21 protein-coding genes are annotated in these 20,963 nt (G+C 42.3%); 13 read left to right on the forward strand and 8 right to left on the reverse strand.

Annotation, left to right across the window (positions count from 1 at the left end):
- Window positions 1-163: 163 nt before the first annotated feature.
- Window positions 164-472, reverse strand: coding sequence for a thioredoxin (gene trxA, locus QM738_RS14185; protein WP_462277384.1), 309 nt, complete (start codon window positions 470-472; stop codon window positions 164-166).
- Between the two features lie 344 nt (window positions 473-816).
- Here trxA and QM738_RS14190 point away from each other — a divergent pair, with 344 nt between their 5' ends.
- Window positions 817-1,074 carry a hypothetical protein gene (locus QM738_RS14190; protein ID WP_462277385.1) on the forward strand — a complete coding sequence of 86 codons (258 nt, stop codon included), beginning with the start codon at window positions 817-819 and terminating at the stop codon, window positions 1,072-1,074.
- Window positions 1,052-1,282, forward strand: a complete 231-nt coding sequence (locus QM738_RS14195) for a DUF6790 family protein (RefSeq protein WP_462277386.1) — start codon at window positions 1,052-1,054, stop codon at window positions 1,280-1,282. Before QM738_RS14190 ends, QM738_RS14195 begins: the two co-directional genes overlap by 23 nt.
- A gap of 45 nt (window positions 1,283-1,327) precedes the next feature.
- On the opposite strand, the gene QM738_RS14200 is transcribed toward QM738_RS14195, so the two are convergent.
- The 6 genes from QM738_RS14200 to QM738_RS14225 all read right to left on the reverse strand — a co-directional run bounded on the left by QM738_RS14200 (window position 1,328) and on the right by QM738_RS14225 (window position 5,644).
- Complete coding sequence (locus tag QM738_RS14200; protein ID WP_462277387.1) at window positions 1,328-1,960, reverse strand: response regulator; 633 nt, start codon at window positions 1,958-1,960, stop codon at window positions 1,328-1,330.
- Window positions 1,957-2,769 carry a sensor histidine kinase gene (locus tag QM738_RS14205; protein ID WP_462277388.1) on the reverse strand — a complete coding sequence of 271 codons (813 nt, stop codon included), beginning with the start codon at window positions 2,767-2,769 and terminating at the stop codon, window positions 1,957-1,959. Before QM738_RS14205 ends, QM738_RS14200 begins: the two co-directional genes overlap by 4 nt.
- The gene (locus QM738_RS14210; RefSeq protein WP_462277389.1) at window positions 2,703-3,422 is read right to left on the reverse strand and encodes a hypothetical protein; all 720 of its coding nucleotides are present in this window, start codon (window positions 3,420-3,422) and stop codon (window positions 2,703-2,705) included. Before QM738_RS14210 ends, QM738_RS14205 begins: the two co-directional genes overlap by 67 nt.
- Window positions 3,361-3,702: a hypothetical protein gene (locus tag QM738_RS14215; protein WP_462277390.1), complete on the reverse strand. Its 342-nt coding sequence runs from the start codon at window positions 3,700-3,702 to the stop codon at window positions 3,361-3,363. The genes QM738_RS14210 and QM738_RS14215 overlap by 62 nt, the downstream gene beginning before the upstream one ends.
- 552 nt (window positions 3,703-4,254) lie before the next feature.
- Window positions 4,255-5,313, reverse strand: a complete 1,059-nt coding sequence (locus QM738_RS14220; RefSeq protein ID WP_462277391.1) for an FAD-dependent oxidoreductase — start codon at window positions 5,311-5,313, stop codon at window positions 4,255-4,257.
- Window positions 5,258-5,644: an FAD-dependent oxidoreductase gene (locus QM738_RS14225; RefSeq protein WP_462277392.1), complete on the reverse strand. Its 387-nt coding sequence runs from the start codon at window positions 5,642-5,644 to the stop codon at window positions 5,258-5,260. The genes QM738_RS14220 and QM738_RS14225 overlap by 56 nt, the downstream gene beginning before the upstream one ends.
- Before the next feature lie 236 nt (window positions 5,645-5,880).
- Between QM738_RS14225 and QM738_RS14230 the strand changes: the two genes are divergently transcribed.
- Window positions 5,881-6,822, forward strand: a complete 942-nt coding sequence (locus QM738_RS14230; RefSeq protein WP_462277393.1) for a redoxin domain-containing protein — start codon at window positions 5,881-5,883, stop codon at window positions 6,820-6,822.
- Between the two features lie 8 nt (window positions 6,823-6,830).
- On the opposite strand, the gene QM738_RS14235 is transcribed toward QM738_RS14230, so the two are convergent.
- On the reverse strand, window positions 6,831-8,372 hold the full coding sequence (locus tag QM738_RS14235; protein ID WP_462277394.1) for a hypothetical protein: 1,542 nt from the start codon (window positions 8,370-8,372) through the stop codon (window positions 6,831-6,833).
- Between the two features lie 176 nt (window positions 8,373-8,548).
- Between QM738_RS14235 and QM738_RS14240 the strand changes: the two genes are divergently transcribed.
- The 10 genes from QM738_RS14240 to ilvA all read left to right on the forward strand — a co-directional run bounded on the left by QM738_RS14240 (window position 8,549) and on the right by ilvA (window position 20,861).
- Window positions 8,549-9,721: a 2-isopropylmalate synthase gene (locus QM738_RS14240; protein ID WP_462277395.1), complete on the forward strand. Its 1,173-nt coding sequence runs from the start codon at window positions 8,549-8,551 to the stop codon at window positions 9,719-9,721.
- A gap of 74 nt (window positions 9,722-9,795) precedes the next feature.
- Entirely contained in the window at window positions 9,796-11,196 is a 1,401-nt protein-coding gene (leuC, locus tag QM738_RS14245; protein ID WP_462277396.1) for a 3-isopropylmalate dehydratase large subunit, read from the forward strand.
- 84 nt (window positions 11,197-11,280) lie between these two features.
- Entirely contained in the window at window positions 11,281-11,868 is a 588-nt protein-coding gene (gene leuD / locus QM738_RS14250; RefSeq protein WP_462277397.1) for a 3-isopropylmalate dehydratase small subunit, read from the forward strand.
- A 37-nt stretch (window positions 11,869-11,905) separates the two neighbouring features.
- Entirely contained in the window at window positions 11,906-13,027 is a 1,122-nt protein-coding gene (gene leuB, locus QM738_RS14255; RefSeq protein WP_462277398.1) for a 3-isopropylmalate dehydrogenase, read from the forward strand.
- A gap of 496 nt (window positions 13,028-13,523) precedes the next feature.
- Window positions 13,524-15,203: a dihydroxy-acid dehydratase gene (ilvD, locus tag QM738_RS14260; protein ID WP_462277399.1), complete on the forward strand. Its 1,680-nt coding sequence runs from the start codon at window positions 13,524-13,526 to the stop codon at window positions 15,201-15,203.
- A 62-nt stretch (window positions 15,204-15,265) separates the two neighbouring features.
- Entirely contained in the window at window positions 15,266-17,014 is a 1,749-nt protein-coding gene (gene ilvB, locus QM738_RS14265; RefSeq protein ID WP_462277400.1) for a biosynthetic-type acetolactate synthase large subunit, read from the forward strand.
- A 17-nt stretch (window positions 17,015-17,031) separates the two neighbouring features.
- Window positions 17,032-17,622, forward strand: coding sequence for an acetolactate synthase small subunit (gene ilvN, locus QM738_RS14270; RefSeq protein ID WP_462277401.1), 591 nt, complete (start codon window positions 17,032-17,034; stop codon window positions 17,620-17,622).
- A 3-nt stretch (window positions 17,623-17,625) separates the two neighbouring features.
- On the forward strand, window positions 17,626-18,090 hold the full coding sequence (locus tag QM738_RS14275) for a DinB family protein (RefSeq protein ID WP_462277402.1): 465 nt from the start codon (window positions 17,626-17,628) through the stop codon (window positions 18,088-18,090).
- A 30-nt stretch (window positions 18,091-18,120) separates the two neighbouring features.
- A complete protein-coding gene (ilvC, locus tag QM738_RS14280) occupies window positions 18,121-19,605 on the forward strand; it encodes a ketol-acid reductoisomerase (protein ID WP_462277403.1) in 1,485 nt (494 codons plus the stop codon).
- A gap of 5 nt (window positions 19,606-19,610) precedes the next feature.
- The gene (gene ilvA / locus QM738_RS14285; protein WP_462277404.1) at window positions 19,611-20,861 is read left to right on the forward strand and encodes a threonine ammonia-lyase IlvA; all 1,251 of its coding nucleotides are present in this window, start codon (window positions 19,611-19,613) and stop codon (window positions 20,859-20,861) included.
- The last annotated feature ends 102 nt before the right edge of the window (window positions 20,862-20,963 follow it).

Raw genomic sequence — 20,963 nt, forward strand, 5'->3', positions numbered from 1 at the left:
TAACGATAGTTACCATTTTGCTTGTTTTTTGGAAGAGGGATTTGCTCCTCTAACGCTTTCGTTGAACACAAGTATTTTTTTATAACACAGGAGGGAGGTTGATAACTGAACTCCTGTGTTTGTTCTTTTAAAAAATTGAGTGTATGCTGTATCGCTAGATATGTTATTGAATGGTTTGCTCAACGGCTTTTTTAATAACTCCCAGTAAATAAGATTCTGATACCACGCCGCTTTGCCGCCATATAATTTTTCCATGGCGGAATAAGATCAAAGTGGGAACACCCTGTACTTGGTAAGCAGCCGCTGCCTGCGGGCTTTTATCTACATCTACCTTTATAATAGAAACAGCTTCGCCAATATGTTGCTTGATGCGCTGCAGTACCGGTGCCATCATTTTGCAGGGGCCGCACCACTCGGCAAAAAAATCCACCAGTACCGGCTTATTGGATTGTATCATCTCATTAAATGTCATACCGTATAGTTTTTGTAAAAATATTCCAAATAGCAGGCCAGTCCTGCATTTTTGGGCAAAAAGTTCCCCAACAAATATAGCCCTTGCTGTAGTATCTATGCTACCGAACATAGCACCGTACTGCTACTTTTTGAGCCCGGTTTTCGCTGCATCTTTGCATTATCAATCCAATCCAAACAAAGACCATCCATTCCTACGAAGATCAACAACATCCGGCCCCCGCAGAAAATACCCCTTATAAATCCCATATTTAAATGAAAAGCCTTCGAAAGAAGGTTTTTTATTTTTACTATTGTCTGCTCCACAGCTTGCTTTAACTTTAATACCTCACCAGCAGCAGCATCATGAATAAAACGTATGTCATCGCCGTATCGTTAATGATATTTGTTATTCCTTTTATTGGTTTTTTTGCAGAGCATATAGCACAGCATATTTCCTTGACTTTTGGCCTGTTTGCAAAATGGTTTATTTTTTCCGCAGCCGGGTTACGCCTGTTTGTGGCAGGGATAAAGCAGACTGTGCAACCTTCTTTTACTGCTAAGAATATTTCATATTCACGACACGGCCAGTTACGCGGTAGTGCGGGAACTGGGATTTGCTAATCTATGTTTTGGGCTTGCCGGTATTATTTCATTGTTTAAACCGGAGTGGAGAATGGCCAGCGCTTTTACCTGCGGACTTTATTACGGATTAGCTGCAATACAGCATATTGTTAAAAAGCCGGTAAACATCAATGAAAGATTTGCTTTATGGACCGATGTCATCGTTTTTGTGTGCCTGTTGATCTATTTTTTAGGAGTGGTGAAATGAAATTGATGCGAAATATTACTATATAACTATAATGAGTAGACATAATTATAGATTTATCAACCCTCTCCGCAATCCTTCCAGCACCAGGCCTGTTCTGCTCTGCACTTTAAGTTTTTGAAAAAGGTTGTTGCGGCAGGTCTCTATTACCCTGCTGGAAAGCTGCATCATCATGGCTATCTGGTCGTAAGTAAAATCGCTGCAGGCGTGCTGCAAAAATTCCATTTCGCGTTCTGTGATACCGGAATAATATTTTTCTGTATCCATTAATCTTTTAAAATTGATATTACCGCCGGCATTATAGTATCCTTCTTGTGCAATAAATAGCAGCGCTTTTTCCAGTTCATTCGGATGGGCGCTTTTAAGCAGGTAAGCACAGCATCCTGCCCGGATCATCGACAGTACCGCTATATCGGTATCGTTGATGGTAAGCGCCGCCACCCTGATGGCCGGGTAGTTTTGCGCCAACCATTTGGCACATTCAATACCACCCATGCCCGGCATGTTCACATCCAGCAGTATAATATCGGGTGGTTGCGGTATCTGGCTTAGCCTGCGTTGCAGCTCATCACCACTGGTTACATCAATGGTTACTTTAAACCCTGGAAAACTTTCCAGCATCATGCAAAGTGATTTGGAAAATAACTGGTGATCGTCCACCACACCGATCTCGTATTTCATAATTCTGCTGTTTTAACAGGAAAGACTATATGGAGTTGCGTACCTTTTACAGATGACCGCCATTCAATCTTTCCACCCAATATCCTTGCACGCTGCCGCATCATCTTTATACCTATACCGCTGGCTTTGCGATGAATATTGAATCCTTTGCCATCATCCCGCAGGGTGGCAGAAATGCTATTGTTGTAATGGCTGATATTGATATACAGGTTTTTTGCCGCAGCATGTTTGATCACATTCTGTATGCCTTCCTGCAACAGCCTGTAAAGAATAAACTGCTGTTCAGCAACGGCAGGCAATACCGTACTGGCGCAATGCAATTTTATCCGGAAAGCACCCGCTGAATTGATGCGCCGGATATCTGCAGCAAGATTTTTATACAGATCAAATTCCTGCAGGTTATCTGTGTTGAGCGAACGGGAAAGGTCCCGCAGTTCGCGGATGGCTTTGTCCAGCGTTTCATTGGCGGTAAGCAAAGTAAGCGGCGGCTCGGCCAACTCACGTTCGGTAATGCCGATGAACATTTTGGCAGTGCTCAATAGCTGGCCGATATTATCATGCAATTCCCCTCCCAGGCTGGCAAAAGTATCCTGTTGCACCTGCAGCCTCGTGCGCAGCAAGGCTGTATTGAATTGTTCTTTCAGTAATTTTTTTTCGCGGAACAGTTGGTTGCTTTTGCGGCGGCTGATGAAAATATGACTAACGGTAAAGAATACCAGTAGTATTACCAGCAAGCCCGCCTTCAGTACAAAGGCCGGTGCGATATTTGAGGCAGGTACCTGTAGCAGGATATGATAAAGGCTATGCATATAAACAGATAGTATAAAATGGTGGCCATTATTTGTAAGACGTCGAAGACGAGTACAACGTTGCTCAGCTTCCAATAACTGGTTTCCATCATAGTAAAAAGGTTAATGAGGAAAACGCTGTGAAAGCACAATAACGCTGTGCAAATAAAAAATACCGGGTCACGGGTAATAGGGTGGAGGCGGCGCAGGCTGATCTTTGAAAAATAGCAAAGCGCAATTACCAACGATGCTGCAGAAAACGAAGCATAGGAGCGGATGTGAAACTCGCTGAAGGAATACCGATGCAATTCAATCGCGGTATAGGTTAATACAATCAGGCCGGTAAGAATGATCAATGGAATTGACTTATGAAAGAGGATGCTGTATACAACAAACCATACGGTTATTTCTATCAGCGAATAGATGTTGTACAATATATTTCCTTTTATGGCCCACCATTTAGCTGAATGCGGCACCAGGATATACTCGTTGATAAAGGCCAGTGTAACGAGGCATAACACGAGGAATAAAATGACCGGCCCGCCTTTGCGAAGGCAATACAGGCCGGTAAGGATGGCGGCGATATTGAATATAGTAACGGGTAAAAACATTTTAATCGCCTTCGTCACCATCACAATGCGGGGGACATACATGGGCATAATCGTAATAAGCATCCTGCACATCTGTACTGGTTCCATCGCTGCCTGGTTGCGTGGGGACAATGATGATCGTGTCGCTGCCCGCAACAGCACTGAAGGAGCCCTGGCTTACATCCTCTGTAAATCTTGCCAGGTATATTCTTACGCCATCCAGTGCGCCGGATCTGTCCAGTGCAAGTACCGCATCAATAAAACTCCGGTCGATCCATGCACTCCTGAGTGAACCGGGCGGTAAACCTTTCCGGTAATTGTTGATATACTCTTTTGCTTTTGCTGCTGAAATTTGTGCACTCATTGCTTAAAGAATTTGATGAACTGCAATGTGTTTAAAATCGTTTAACTATACCAGTGATTTTTCACCTGCCAGCTCTGTGAAAATTCACCAGGGATTGTCCAAAAAAAATCTTATAGGGAACGGATGGGCTAAACGGATTAAAGTTATAACTTCAATTGCGCTGATTTTCAGGCGATAGGCTTTGGAAAGCGAATGGGTGCCCTGTTTTTTTAGGATCGATTAGCATCCGGGCACAGTATTTGTTGCAATTAGGATACTTCTCTTCTTTTGTGCTTTGTAACCATAAAAAAGGATTGCGCATTGTAATCCTTTTTTCATTTTCACTCATCCGGTAATTGCTTGAAATACTCGTTCACAAATGGCTTTAATGTTTTGGTGATATTGTCGGTATAGAAATTTATCAGCAATCCCTTAAACTTAACTATCCTTAACTTCTTAATGGTTGCCTTTCTTATTTAGATAAGAAAGTGTACACTTTGATTGCATGTTATATAGCAATAAAAAAAGGACCACATTACTGCGATCCCTTTTATTGTATTTTCAATCCTTTAATTAAATATCTGTTGCTTCACCATAAGCTACTGCAGTAGCTTCTTTCAGCGCTTCACTCATAGTAGGGTGAGGGTGTACAGCATTCAGGATCTCGTGTGCAGTCGTTTCCAGTTTGCGTGCCACCACTGCTTCAGCGATCATATCCGTTACATTCATACCGATCATGTGGCAACCTAAGAATTCACCATACTTGGCATCAAAGATCACTTTTACAAAACCATCTGTTGCACCGGATGCAACCGCTTTACCGCTGGCAATGAAAGGGAATTTACCCACTTTAATTTCAAAGCCTGCGTCTTTCGCTGCTTTTTCGGTATAACCAACGCTTGCAATTTCGGGAGTGCAATAAGTACAACCTGGAATGTTGTTATAATCCATGGCATCGATCTTGTGGCCTGCAATATGCTCTGCTGCATTGATACCTTCGCGGCTGGCAACGTGTGCCAAAGCCTGGCCGGGTGTGCAATCACCAATAGCATAAATACCTTTTACATTGGTTTGCTGATAAGCATCCACAATGATCTTTCCTTTTTCTGTTTTAATGCCCAGCGCTTCTAAACCTATGTTGTCGATATTGGCCACCACACCTACAGCGCTCAATAAAATATCCGCTTCCAGTGTTACTTCACCGGCAGCAGTTTTTACTTTGGCTTTTACGCCGGCACCGCTGGTATCCACGCTCAATACTTCGCTGTTGGTCATAATGGTCATGCCCTGTTTCTTGAACTGTTTTTCCAGTTCTTTGCTGATGTCCTCATCTTCCACCGGAACGATCCTTGGCATGAATTCAACAATGGTAACTTTTGTACCCAGGCTGTTATAGAAATATGCAAACTCGCTGCCTATTGCGCCACTGCCGCAAATGATCATGCTCTTGGGCTGGGTAGGCAGGCTCATTGCCTTGCGGTATTCAATTATTTTAGTGCCATCAATGGGCAGGCTGGGCAAAGCCCTTGCACGGCCACCAGTGGCAATGATGATGTCTTTTGCTTCTTCTACTTTTTTAGAACCATCGGCAGCAGTGATCTTCCAGTTTGCCGGGAGCCACCAGTTTACCAAAGCCCATGATCACATCGATCTTGTTCTTCTTCATCAAAAACTGGATACCCTTGCTCATTTTATCGGCCACGCCGCGGCTGCGGGTGATAACGCCGGGAAAATCGGCAGAAGGATCGGCTACAGTAATACCGTAATCTTTGGAATGCTTGGTATATTCAAATACCTGTGCACTCTTTAATAACGCTTTGGTTGGGATACAACCCCAGTTGAGACAGATACCACCCAAGCTTTCTTTTTCTACAATTGCTACTTTTTTACCTAACTGACTTGCCCTGATTGCTGCAGGATAACCGCCTGGTCCGCTGCCAAGCACTATTACGTCGTATGCCATATTGCTATTTTAGATTTTAGAATTGCGATTTAGTTTGCAGGTGCTTTTTAAAGCAGTGCAAAATTAGCTTGAAATGAGTGATTAGCCAAAAAGGGATTTTAGCCACGGATTACACGAATTTTAACGGATTTAATGCCATTTATTTGTACCGTCCGTGGAATTTGCCGGCATTCCAAAATCTTGTTAATCTGTACGATCGGTGGTGTGGCCTCCACAATTATGTGTATTTTTAAACTATGATAAAAAAGATCGCTTTTATAATTGTATGCTGCTGCTTTAGCGCTGCGCTGAGCGCACAGCACATTGCCAAACTGAAAATGGCGGATGTGGTGGATATCTTCAGCAAAAAATCGGATACTACTTACGTGATCAACTTCTGGGCTACTTTTTGCAAGCCCTGCGTGGCAGAGATTCCCGGTTTTATTAAAGTAGCCAATAAGTATAAAAAAGATAAAGTAAAGTTGTTGCTGGTAAGCCTTGACCTGCCTTCTTTTTACCCCACCAAAGTAGCCACATTTGCAACCAAGAATAATTTTAAGACCAATATTGGCTGGCTGGACGAGACGAACGCTGATTATTTTTGCCCGCTGATCGATAAAAGCTGGAGTGGTACTATTCCCGCCACCATCATTGTAAATGCCAACACCGGGTATAAAAAATTCTGGGAAGGAGATGTGAATGAAAAACAATTTGAAACCGAATTGAAAACTGCCATAGCAGATACAAAAGCTTCATTGACCAACCCGGTTTTTTTGATGCCGATGAATAAAGTAGTTGCAATAGATTATTTTGATAAAGAGAATAGCAACCGTGAATTTAAAAATGGTGAAAATGCTGCGGTGACTTTTAAATCAAACGACAGCACTGTTTTTGCATTAAGTGATGGCATAGTTACTGCCGTAGCTAAAGTGGACGAAATGAAAGTGATCATCATCAGGAGAGGTAAAATATTCTATACTTATTCCAATCTTGGAACTACGCTGGTAAAAAAAGGAGATAAGGTGAGTAAGAATCAAAAGCTTGGTTATGCCGCACTGGATTTTGACAAAAATATTCCTACCATGGATTTTTACCTGAACAATGATGCAGACAGGATCTATCTAACAAGGAATAATTTTATTGAAAGAGAGAAAAGCACCACACGTTTTAGTGTAATGCTTGGTATAGAGCCTGAATAAAATGCTACTTACTTCCTGTGTAAATATTTTTGCTGCGTTACTTCCTGCACTGGCACACCACTGATCTTGCTTTCCAGCCAGGATATTACATCCAGGTACATGAATGCCCTTGTTTCGAAAGGTTTGTTCTCAAACTGTTTTAATTTTTGCAGCAGTTTTTCAAACTCCGGTTTTAATTTATTGGGCGGCAGGCTTAATGCTTTACGCAGGAATTTGAACATCTCTTCTTCCACCACGCTCAGGTTGTGCAGCTTGGCCATAAAGCGGTACACCGATTTTGCCAGGTATTCCAGCAACTGGTAATTACCCAGTTCGTAATGGGCTATCAGATGCAGCAGGCGGGCATAGCATTGTAAGTCGCTGCGCAGGTCCACCTTCCAGTTAATGATCTTATTGAGGTAATCAACCGTGGTTTCAAAATCGCCGGCACCAAAATACATGCAGGCTATCTTGTAATAAATAACCAGGATGCGGTGGCGGTCGATATACAATTCGTATTCCTTTAACTTGTCTTCAATATCTTTTATCAACAATAATCCTTCGGAAAATTTACCGCTGATAAAATGTTTATTCAGCAAAGAGATGGTATAATAAATAAAACATTGTATCAGGTTGTTCTGATTCTGCTGCACCGTTTTGCTGTTGCAGAATTTTTCAAACTGTATAAGCGTGTCATTCAGTTTTTGGTAATTGCCCAAATTAAAATAGGCACCCATCAGGTTGTGCATACCCTTGATATAATGTCCCGATTCCAGCGATACCATCTGCGGTTCTTCATCAAAAATATCCACCCATTTTTGTGTGTAGCGATAGTACATTAAAAAGTCCTGGCGGATGAAAGCCTTCCAGCAATAAGACTGGTAGAGATATAACCGTTCGTAAAAACCGGTGAGCTGGTGTGCATTGGGCGGAAGATTGTTGTTTAAAAAACTTCTTACCGCCTGTTCTTCTTCTTCATTGCGTGCAAAACCATTCTTTATATACCAGCCATACAACTGCAGGGCAAGATTGCTGAGTGTTGAAACATTCGAAAGCGTGGTGTTCACTTCATCGGCTTCTTTGCTTAATTCCTCCGCACGGTTCTTTAGACTGCGGGTGATGTGCAGACCTTCTATACTTTTTTCAAAGAAAAGCGCCTGCTGTAAATAAGTCAATTGGTTAAAGGCCCTGGCCTGCTCCTTTAATTTATCCAGCGCTTTAAGGCTTTGCAGGTATAACCCCTTATTATAAAGAATACGGGCATGATCCATCTGTTCGTGCAGCTGGATGTCGATATTATTCTCGTCGTTGATAAGGCGCAGGCTGGAAAGGATCTCTTTGTACAGGTGGGCCTTTAAGTTGGACAATTGCTGTTTTTTGATGCTGTCGTTCTTTTTGAACAGGATGGTCTCATCATACTCGTCCATTTTGTCCAGAGCATCAAATAGTTGCACGATCTTCAACTCTTCCGAAGCGCCATTCCGGTTGATATAAAGCTTGAAATTGCGCTTTTCACTCTTTCCCAGCGATTTTATGAGTTGAAATAAGGTATCAGTATTGCGGTTAGACATCGTAATTGAAAATCATTTAAAGTCAATACAGGCAAGGGTTTTGCCCCAAAACAGGGTATTTATACAACGTATTAACCGCCCTCTTTTGATTTCCCGTTTAACAGTTACTAAGGTAAATTTATGGCTAAGTTAAATTAAAGTAAACTAAACGGTCGATTTTCTAAATCATTTAAGCTATGCCAGGCGATAAAATACACATTTTTGATACTACATTACGCGACGGGGAACAGGTGCCCGGCTGCAAGCTGGTAACCAGCGAAAAACTGGAATTAGCCCTTAAACTGGAAGAACTGGGTGTTGATATTATAGAAGCGGGCTTTCCTATCAGCAGCCCCGGCGATTTTGCATCCGTTACAGAGATCTCTAAATTGATCACCAAGGCCACCGTTTGCGCACTGAGCCGTGCGGTGGAAAAAGATATTGAAGCAGCGGGAGAGGCCATTAAATATGCCAAGCGCCCGAGGATCCATACCGGCATCGGTACTTCGGATTCACATATCAAAGCAAAATTCAATGCCACACAGGAAGAGATATTGGACAGGGCTATACAGGCCGTAAAATGGGCGAAGAAATATACCGATGATATTGAGTTTTACGCAGAAGACGCCGGCAGAACAGAGAACGGTTACCTGGCAAGGGTAATTGAAGCGGTAATTAAAGCAGGCGCCACTGTGGTGAATATTCCTGATACTACTGGTTATTGTTTACCTCACCAGTATGGCGAAAGAATCGCTTACTTAATGAACAATGTGCCCAATATTGATAAGGCCATTATCAGCTGCCATTGTCATAATGACCTTGGCCTGGCAACTGCCAACAGCATTGCAGGTGTAATTGCGGGTGCAAGGCAGATAGAATGTACCATCAACGGCCTGGGCGAAAGAGCAGGCAACACTTCGCTGGAAGAAGTGGTGATGGTGATCAAACAACATAAAGAGCTGGGCTTATATACAGGTATCAATGCTACACAATTGAACCCGATGAGCCGCCTGGTAAGCGATGTAATGCGCATGCCGGTGCAACCGAATAAGGCCATTGTTGGTTCCAATGCGTTCTCTCATTCATCAGGTATACACCAGGATGGGTTCTTAAAAGATACTACAACCTACGAAATTATTGCCCCTGAAGAAGTGGGTGCAGACAGTTCAAAGATCGTACTAACAGCAAGGAGTGGACGAAGTGCATTGGCGCACCGTTTTCAGAAATTAAATTTCCAATTCGACAAAAAAGATATTGATGTTCTTTACCAGCACTTTCTGCAGGTTGCAGATAGTAAGAAAGAAGTAGAGGACAGCGATCTTGCTTATATGGCTCTAAACCACCAGCAGAAGACATTGGCTACGGCTTAATTCTTTCTCATGCGTTTTAGTTTAGTTTTAGTTTAGTGGTGGGGGATTTTCCCCCACTCTTTTAAAAAAAAGAAATGGCACAAACATTATTTGATAAGATATGGGATACGCATGTTGTAAAGAACATTGAAGGAGGGCCTTCTGTTCTATACATCGATAAACATTTTATTCATGAAGTAACAAGCCCACAGGCATTTACGGGTTTGAATAAAAGAGGCATCAAGGTTTTTCGTCCCAAGCAAACCATCGCTACAGCCGATCATAATGTGCCGACATTGAATCAGCATTTACCTATTAAAGAAGAACTGAGCCGCCTGCAGGTGGAAGCATTAATAAAAAATTGTGCAGAGCATGGCGTTGAATTATATGGATTGGGACATCCTTTCCAGGGTATTGTGCATGTGATAGGACCGGAGCTGGGCATTACGCAACCGGGTAATACCATTGTGTGCGGCGATTCGCATACCAGCACTCACGGCGCTTTTGGGGCCATTGCTTTTGGTATCGGTACCAGCGAAGTGGAAATGGTGTTGTCTACGCAATGCCTGATGCAGTCGAAGCCCAAACTGATGCGCATTAATATTGAAGGCACATTGAAGAATGGGGTAGTGTCGAAAGATATCGTGTTATATATATTGAGTAAGATCACTGCCAGCGGTGCCACCGGTTATGCTGTGGAGTTTGCGGGATCGGCTATACGCAGTTTAAGTATGGAAGCAAGGATGACCATTTGCAATATGAGTATTGAAATGGGAGCAAGATGTGGTATGATCGCCCCGGATGAAACTACTTTCACTTATATCAAAGGCCGTGAGTTTGCACCAAAAGGAGAGGAGTGGAATAAAAAATTAGCATACTGGAAAACATTATTCACTGATGCAGATGCTGTATTTGATAAAGAGATCACACTGGATGCAGCAGACATCGCACCGATGATCACGTACGGTACCAACCCGGGCATGGGCATTGGCGTAAATGACAATATTCCTACACTGGCCGAAGTGAATGAAAATGATAAATCGGGTTTGGAAAAATCACTGGCTTATATGGGATTGGAACAAGGCCATCCTATCAAGGGACAAAAGATAGATTATGTTTTCATTGGCAGCTGCACCAATTCAAGGATCGAAGACCTGAGAATGGTAGCCAGTTTTGTAAAGGGAAAACATAAGGCGGATAATGTGGAAGTATGGATCGTACCGGGAAGCAAACAGGTGGAAAAACAGGCGATAGAAGAAGGTATTGATAAAGTATTTGAAGCAGCAGGATTTCAACTGCGCCAGCCCGGATGTTCTGCATGCCTGGGCATGAATGAAGATAAAATTCCAGCAGGAAAATATTGCATCAGCACCAGCAACCGCAATTTTGAAGGCAGGCAAGGCGCAGGTGCAAGAACTTTATTGGCAAGCCCTTTATCTGCTGCAGCCGCAGCGGTTACGGGATTTGTTACCGATGTAAGAGAGATGCTGAATTAGTAATGAATAATTAGTAATTAAAAATTAATAATGAGCGATGATAATGAGTGATCAACTCACGACTCACCACTCACCACTCACGAAATGAAGCAAGGATTTAAAAATATAACCGACACATTTGTTCCATTACAGATTGAGAATGTTGATACGGACCAGATCATTCCTGCAAGGTTTTTAAAAGCCACCACGAGGGAAGGTTTCGGAAAAAACCTGTTCCGCGACTGGCGTTATGAAAATGATGATGAAACAAAACCTAAGCAGGATTTTGTATTGAATCAACCACAGTATAAAGGAGCCATATTGGTTGCGGGAAAAAATTTTGGTTGCGGTTCTTCGAGGGAGCATGCGGCATGGTCGATCGTGGATGATGGATTTAAAGTAGTGGTAAGCAGTTTTTTTGCAGACATATTTAAGAACAACGCATTGAACAATGGTTTGCTGCCCGTAACTGTTTCGGATAATTTTTTACAGAAGATATTCAACCAGGATAATAACGCTACTATTTCTGTGGACCTGGAAGCGCAGACCATCACTATAGATGCCACCGGCAAGAAAGAAAGCTTCGAGATCAATGCGTATAAAAAAACCTGTATGATCAATGGCTATGATGATATTGATTATTTGCTGAACAGCAAAGATGCCATTGAACAATACGAAGCAACCCTTGCATAATCCCACCTTAAAAAAATAAAAATCAGAAAGTATAATTATGAGCCTGAAAAAAAATATTGCAGTAATTGAAGGAGACGGTATAGGACCGGAAGTAACGAAGCAGTCGGTAAAAGTATTGAATGCGATTGCAGAACAGTTTGGTCACGAATTTGAATACAAATATTGCCTGCTGGGCGCCGATGCTATTGATAAAACCGGTACGCCATTACCCGAAGAAACCATTGATATTTGCCTGGACAGTGATGCCATTTTATTTGGCGCCATTGGCCACCCTAAATATGATAATGATCCAACTGCCAAAGTAAGGCCTGAACAGGGTTTGCTGGGCATCAGGAAAGCATTGCAGTTATTTGCCAATATCCGCCCGGTTACCACTTATGCAACACTGCATCATTTATCGCCATTAAAGACAAAGAATATTGAAGGGGTTGATTTTATCATCTTCCGTGAACTGACCGGAGGTATTTATTTTGGTAAGAAGGAAGTGAATGCTGAGCAAACGCAGGCATCTGACGATTGCGTGTACACGAAAGAAGAAATTGAAAGAGTGGCGCACCTGGCATTTCAATCTGCACAGAACAGGAGAAAGAAGCTGACATTAGTAGATAAGGCCAATGTGTTGGAAACATCCCGCCTGTGGAGGAAAGTGGTGAAAGACCTGGCTCCTCAATATGCAGATGTGGCACTGGACTTTTTATTTGTAGATAATGCAGCGATGCAGATCATTTTAAATCCCAAGCAATTTGATGTGATATTAACAGAGAATATGTTTGGCGATATCATCAGTGATGAAGCCAGTGTTATCAGCGGATCGCTGGGCTTATTGCCTTCTGCATCGGTGGGTAATAAAACAGCTTTGTTTGAACCTATTCACGGGTCATATCCCCAGGCAGCCGGAAAAGATATAGCCAATCCAATTGGTTCAATTCTGTCTGCAGCCATGTTGCTGGATTATTTTGAATTGAGAGAAGAAGCTGCACTTGTACGGGAAGCAGTAGAATGGACCCTGTCGAACCAATTTGTAACAAAAGATATAGAACCGATCAATTTTTATTTTACATCTACCATAGGCGAATTAATAAGCGATTATATCGGCAACAAAATACCGGGCAGGCTGAATAAGGAAAATATCGAGTTAAGAAAATCCACTATTATTTAACCCCAACCCCCTAACCCCCTGAAGGGGGAACTGACCATAGCGGAAATAACGGGGGGAATTTAGTAGAGTGATTTTATAGACTATCGAAAATAAACTGGTTCAAGTTCTTTGTTTTTATTATAGAAGTGGGTATATTTGTTTCACAAACATTCTTCATGTTGAGCAACAAATTAAATAATGTCATAACAAAATTCGCAGTAATTATTATTGTGATCGTCATTATTATACCTGCACTTCATGGAGGAGTAAGCTGATAAAAGATATTAACATTATATAGCAGCCCGCCTCCAAAAGAGGCGGGCTTTTTTTTGACCTCACCACCCCCTCCGCCCCCTAAAGGGGGGACTATTGCGGAGAGGGAACTGCAGAGATTGAAGCGAAGATGGAAAACGAGATTAAGATTACGAGTTTGAATAGCTCCGTAGGAGCGAAATGTTGGTAGACAAAAAAAGTTTGTTACAAAAGAAAAATAATTCGCTGAAAGCGATTCTGGAAAATGGAATTAAATAAATATTCGAAAGTATTAACACAGGATGAAACGCAGCCGGCTGCGCAGGCGATGCTGTATGGAATTGGTTTAACAGAAGATGATCTGAAGAAGCCACAGGTAGGCGTTTGCAGTATGGGCTATGATGGCAATACCTGCAATATGCACCTGAATGACCTGGCAAAAATTGTAAAGCAGGGTGTGTGGGATGCAGATATGGTGGGATTGATCTTTAACACCATCGGCATCAGTGATGGTATCAGCAATGGTACGGATGGTATGCGTTACTCGCTGGTGAGTCGTGACCTGATAGCCGATAGTATTGAAGCAGTATGCGGAGGTTTTTATTATGACGGATTAATTGCATTGCCTGGTTGCGATAAGAATATGCCGGGTTCGGTGATAGCAATGGGAAGATTGAATCGTCCTTCGATAATGGTGTATGGCGGTACCATTGATGCAGGTCATTATAAAGGAGAAGAACTGAATATCATTTCTGCTTTCGAAGCATTGGGAAAAAAACTGGCAGGTAATATTACACCGGAAGATTTTAAAGAAGTAGTAAAGCATAGTTGCCCCGGTGCAGGCGCCTGTGGTGGTATGTACACAGCCAATACGATGGCGAGTGCGATTGAAGCATTGGGTATGAGTTTGCCTTATTCATCCAGCAATCCTGCAGTGGGTGGTGCAAAAGAAAAAGAATGTTTGGAAGCTGGTAAAGCCATTCGCATATTATTGGAAAAAGATATCAAGCCAAAAGATATCATGACGAAGAAAGCATTTGAAAACGCGATCGTTACGATCATGATATTTGGCGGCAGCACCAATGCAGTGTTGCATTTGATCGCCATGGCAAAAAGTGTGGATGTTGATCTTACGCAGGATGATTTTCAACGTATCAGTAATGTAACACCTGTATTGGCAGATTTTAAACCCAGCGGTAAATACCTGATGCAGGAATTGCACCAACATGGAGGCGTACCCGCAGTGATGAAATATTTGCTGGATAAAGGATTACTGCATGGTGATTGCTTAACAGTAACAGGAAAGACAGTAGCAGAAAATTTAAAAGATATTGCGCCGATCAATTTTGAAACACAAAAGATCATTTATCCTTTAGAAACACCTTTAAAAGCGACCGGTCATTTGCAGATATTGTATGGCAATCTTGCAGAAAAAGGAAGTGTGGCAAAGATCAGCGGTAAAGAAGGCGAACGCTTTGAAGGACCTGCAAGAGTATTTGATGGAGAGAAGGATTTAGTTGCAGGTATTGCCAACGGCAGAGTGAAAAAAGGCGATGTGGTGGTGATAAAAAATGAAGGACCGAAGGGTGCACCAGGCATGCCTGAAATGCTGAAACCAACTTCGGCAATTACGGGTGCAGGTTTGGGAAAAGATGTAGCATTGATCACAGATGGAAGATTCAGCGGTGGCTCCCATGGTTTTGTCGTCGGACATATAACACCCGAAGCTTACGAAGGCGGGTTGATAGGATTGGTGGAAGATGATGATATCATTGAATTGGATGCGGTGAAGAACCTGATCAATTTAAAAGTAAGCGATGCCGTGATTGCCGAGCGCAGGGCAAAATGGAAACAACCGGCATTAAAAGTCACTAAAGGCGTGTTGTATAAATATGCACAATGTGTAAAAGATGCGAGTAATGGTTGTGTAACGGATGCCCCTTAACCCCCTAAAGGGAACCGGGTAGTTTTATCTAATAATATTATTGAGAAGATAAAAAGTTTTTTATGGAATTAGTAGCAGAAAAAACAAAGAAGCAGGAAATAAAAGCCACCACCACGGTAAGTGGATCAGTTGCTGTACTCGAAGCATTTCTTGCGGAAGGCGTCGATACCATTTTTGGTTATCCGGGTGGCGCCATTATGCCGATATATGATGCATTGTATGATTACAATGAAAGGCTGAATCATATTTTGGTGCGTCACGAACAGGGAGCCATACACGCAGCACAGGGTTATGCAAGAGTGAGTGGAAGAACAGGTGTGGTGTTTGCTACCAGTGGACCAGGTGCAACAAATTTAGTGACTGGCCTTGCAGATGCCATGATAGATTCAACACCTGTTGTTTGCATCACCGGCCAGGTGTTTGCACACCTGTTAGGCACAGATGCTTTCCAGGAAACGGATGTGATCAATATTACCACACCTGTTACCAAATGGAATTACCAGGTGACGGATGCTACCGAGATACCAGCTGTATTAGCAAAAGCGTTTTATATAGCAGGCAGCGGAAGGCCCGGGCCTGTGTTGATCGATATCACCAAAAATGCGCAGCTGCAGTTATTCAATTACGAAGGATATAAAAAATGCGATCATATCAGGAGCTATCGCCCTAAACCGATCATCAGGAAAGAATATGTTGAAAGAGCAGCGGAGTTAATTAATGCAGCAGAAAGACCATTCGTGATCTTTGGACAGGGTGTGATACTCGGCAAAGCAGAAAAAGAATTTGCAACCTTTATTGAAAAAGCCGGTATACCAAGTGCATGGACCATCATGGGTATGAGCGGCATTCCCACAGATCATCCATTAGGTGTTGGTATGTTGGGCATGCACGGTAATTACGGACCGAATGTGTTGACGAATGAATGCGATGTATTGATCGCGGTGGGTATGCGTTTTGATGACCGTGTTACAGGAAGGTTGGACAAATATGCAAAGCAGGCGAAGGTCATTCATTTGGATATTGATCCGGCAGAGATCGATAAGAATGTAAAAACCACTGTACCTGTATGGGGCGATTGTAAAGAAACATTACCCATGCTGACAGAACTGGTGCAACAGAAAACACATGCTGTATGGCTGAACAAATTCAACGAATACAAACAAAAAGAAACGACCCAGTGCATTGAAGCAGAATTAAACCCTGCAGGCGATGAACTTACTATGGGTGAAGTAATAAAATTGCTGAACGAACTGACAAAAGGCGAAGCAGTAATTGTTACAGATGTGGGACAGCACCAGATGGTTGCCTGCCGCTATGCAAAATACAATCAATCCAAAAGCAATATCACGAGTGGAGGTTTGGGCACCATGGGCTTTGCATTGCCAACAGCAATCGGTGCCAAATACGGTGCACCGGAAAGAACGGTGGTTGCTATTGCAGGTGATGGCGGTATACAAATGACGATACAGGAATTGGGTACCATCATGCAATTCAAAACGGATATAAAAGTTTTAATTCTTAACAACCAGTTTTTAGGAATGGTGCGCCAGTGGCAGCAATTGTTCCACGAAAAAAGGTATTCATTCGTAAATATCACCAGTCCTGATTTTGTGCAGGTGGCCAAAGGTTATTATATCGAGGGACAAAAAGTAAGTGAAAGATCAAAATTGAAAGACGCATTAAAGACCATGCTGGATCATAAAGGAAGTTATTTGCTGGAAGTGATGGTGGGTAAGGAAAATAACGTATTCCCGATGGTGCCGCAGGGAAGAGGTGTGGCTGAAATTATCCTGAGTAAGGAAGAGTTGTAATTTATTAAAAAGAAATTATGCAAAAGCTAGAATACACAATCACGGTTTACACAGAGAACCAGATCGGTTTGCTGAACCGTATCGCTATTATTTTTTCAAGAAGAAAAATTAATATCGACAGTTTAAATACATCGCCCAGTGAAATTGACAGTGTACATCGTTTTACGATCGTCATTAATGAAACGGAAGAAGTGGTACGTAAAGTATGCCGCCAGATAGAAAAACAGGTGGAAGTATTAAAAGTGTATTACAACAATAATGAAGAGATCATCTGGCAGGAACTGGCTTTATACAAAGTGCCAACAGAAGTGATCGCAGAAGAAGTAAAAGTAGAAAGGTTACTGAGCCGGCATGGCGCCAAGGCGGTAGTGATACGTAAAGACTATACCGTATTTGAAGTATCAGGACAAAGAGAGGAAACAGATAACCTCATCAAAGTACTGGAACCTTATGGACTGATAGAATTCGTTCGCAGTGCCAGAATCGCTATTATAAAGAACAGCGAAGGGTTTCACAAAAAACTAAGTGAATTTGAATACAGGGAGCCGGGAGAAGGGGCGCTGGAAAATGAATACCTGAATAAAAATGAAGAAGTTTTTTCAATGTAAACAATGGAAGAGCAATTTAAACTGATAAGGCAAACAAGAAAGCGGTTCATCGACCTGGTAAGTGGTTTATCCATTGAACAACTGAACGAAATACCCAACGGGATGAGCAATAATATTGCCTGGAACTTTGGCCATATTGTATCATCGCAGCAGGGTTTATGCAATGGCTTCTCAGGAGTGCCCGTTCATGTACCGGCGGAATTGACCGCAGGGTATAAAAAAGGCACTAAACCGGAAGCCTTCATTTCGCAGGATGCGATAGACCGGTTTAAAAAATACGCTGTGTCTGCAATTGATCAACTGGAGAAGGAGCTGCAGGAAAATGCATATAGTAATTATACTCCTTATGAAACATCGTATGGGTATACCTTGAATAATATTGATGATGCAGTACGATTTTTTGCAGTGCACGATGCATTGCATTTAGGATATGCGATGGCGATACGTAAAAATTTATCTCAACAATAAAAACTTAAATCAAAAAAATAACAACAAACGATGGGAAATTATTTCAACACATTACCGCTGAGAGAACAATTGAATCAATTAGGCGTATGTGAGTTTATGGATATCAGTGAATTTTCAAACGGCGTTAATGCATTGAAGGGAAAAAAACTGGTGGTGATCGGTTGCGGTGCACAGGGATTGAACCAGGGCCTGAATTTAAGAGATTCCGGGCTGGATGTGTCTTATGCTTTACGCAAAGAAGCTATTGATGAAAAAAGACAATCCTGGAAAAATGCCACTGAAAATAATTTTAAAGTAGGCACTTACGAAGAGTTGATACCAACAGCTGATCTAGTACTGAACCTTACACCGGATAAACAGCACACTGCCGTAGTAAAAGCAGTAATGCCATTGATGAAACAAGGCGCAACACTTTCTTATTCGCATGGATTTAATATCGTGGAAGAAGGTACGCAGATACGTAAAGATCTTACCGTGATTATGGTAGCACCTAAATGTCCCGGCTCCGAAGTGCGTGCAGAATATGTACGTGGTTTTGGTGTTCCCACATTGATCGCAGTGCATCCTGAAAATGATCCGGAAGGAAAAGGATTGGAGCAAGCCAAAGCTTATGCTGCCGGTACAGGTGGACATAAAGCCGGTGTGTTGCGTTCTTCCTTTGTGGCAGAAGTAAAATCTGACCTGATGGGAGAACAAACTATTTTATGCGGTTTGCTGCAAACCGGTTCTATACTTTGTTTTAATAAAATGGTGGAAAAAGGCATAGAAAAAGGGTATGCGTCCAAGTTAGTACAGTACGGTGTGGAAGTAATTACCGAAGCATTGAAACAGGGTGGTATCACAGCGATGATGGATCGCTTGTCCAATACCGCGAAGATCAAGGCTTTTGAATTATCAGAAGAATTGAAAACCATCATGCGTCCTTTATTCCAAAAACACCAGGATGATATCATGAGTGGCGAATTCAGCAAAACAATGATGGAAGACTGGGCCAATAATGATAAAAAATTATTGGGCTGGAGAGCGGAGACCGGTGAAACTGCATTTGAAAAAACACCGGCAGGCAGCAATAAGATCGGTGAGCAGGAGTATTTTGATAACAGCTTGTTGTTTGTAGCCATGATCAGGGCCGGCGTGGAACTGGCTTTTGAAACCATGGTGGAAGCGGGCATCAAAGAAGAATCTGCTTATTATGAATCGCTGCACGAAACACCATTGATCGCCAACACCATTGCCCGTAAAAAGCTGTTTGAAATGAACAGGGTGATATCGGATACCGCTGAATACGGCTGTTATTTGTTTGACCACGCCTGCAAACCGTTGCTGGCTGATTTTATGAGTAAGATCGATACCGATGTGATCGGTACCAATTACAATACAGGAAAGGATGGTGCCGTGGATAATAAAACTTTAATTGCAGTGAATAAAGTGATCCGTACACACCCGGTTGAAAAGATCGGCACCACGCTCAGGGAAGCAATGACAAGTATGAAAGCGATCAGCACAAATGCTTAAGTAAAATGGAAGCGACAACAAATACCATATTAGACTTTGCAGGCGCTGCGCAACGTTTAAAGAATGTTGCCAACAGAACGCCGCTTACTTTCAATCTCAATCTTTCAAAAAAATACCAATGCAATGTTTTTTTAAAGAGGGAAGACCTGCAGGTAGTGCGTTCCTATAAGTTACGCGGCGCTTATAATATGATGAGCAGCTTATCTGCAGAACAACTGCAGCGTGGTGTTGTATGCGCCAGTGCGGGCAACCATGCACAGGGCTTTGCATACAGCTGTAAAAGGCTCAATACAAAAGGTGTGGTGTTCATGCCGGTGATCACACCCAATCAAAAGATCACGCAGACAAAAATGTTTGGCGAAGATAATATCACCATCAAACTGGTGGGAGATACATTTGATGACTGTGCTTTTGCAGCAAAAAAATACACCGAAGAAAATGGCATGACATTCATTCCGCCATTTGATGATTATAAGATCATTGAAGGACAAGGTACTGTGGCGCTGGAGATACTGGAAGACCAGGCAGAGGTAGATTTTCTTTTTGTTCCTGTGGGAGGTGGCGGTTTGTGTTCAGGTACAGGAACGTATTTTAAAACCTTCTCGCCTAAAACAAAAATAATCGGGCTGGAGCCGGAAGGAGCGCCCAGCATGTTTGAAGCATTGAAAGCCGGTCATCCTGTAACACTGGAAAACATTGAACGCTTTGTGGATGGCGCTGCTGTAAAACGTGTGGGCGATATTACATTTTCTGTTTGTAAAGATGTACTGGATGATATGCACCTCGTTCCGGAAGGAAAAGTTTGTTCCACTATTTTAAAATTATATAATGAAGATGCTATTGTAGTGGAACCCGCCGGCGCTTTAAGCATTGCTGCGCTGGATGATTATGCAGCAGCGATCAAAGGAAAGAATGTAGTGTGCGTGGTAAGCGGCAGCAACAATGATATCGACCGCATGCAGGAAATAAAAGAACGCAGCCTGCAGTACGAAGGACTGAAACATTATTTCCTCATCCGTTTTGCACAAAGGCCGGGTGCTTTAAAAGAATTTGTGAATCATGTATTGGGAGAGAACGATGACATCAAGAGGTTCGAATACATACAGAAACATAATAAAGAAACAGGCCCGGCCTTGGTTGGTATAGAATTGAAAACAAGGGAAGACTATGATGTGTTGCTGAATAAACTAAATCAATACCACATCAACTATACAGAATTGAAGAATGAGGATAATGCATTCGGTTACCTTGTATAACCCCCTAACCCCCTAAAGGGGGAATTGTGGAGGATATATCAATGAAAACCGGCTGGTAGATTCCTAAAAGAACTATAAGACGATTGCTTGCTGTTTAAAATT

It is taken from the genome of Ferruginibacter sp., from assembly GCF_049840995.1.
GTDB lineage: Bacteria > Bacteroidota > Bacteroidia > Chitinophagales > Chitinophagaceae > Ferruginibacter.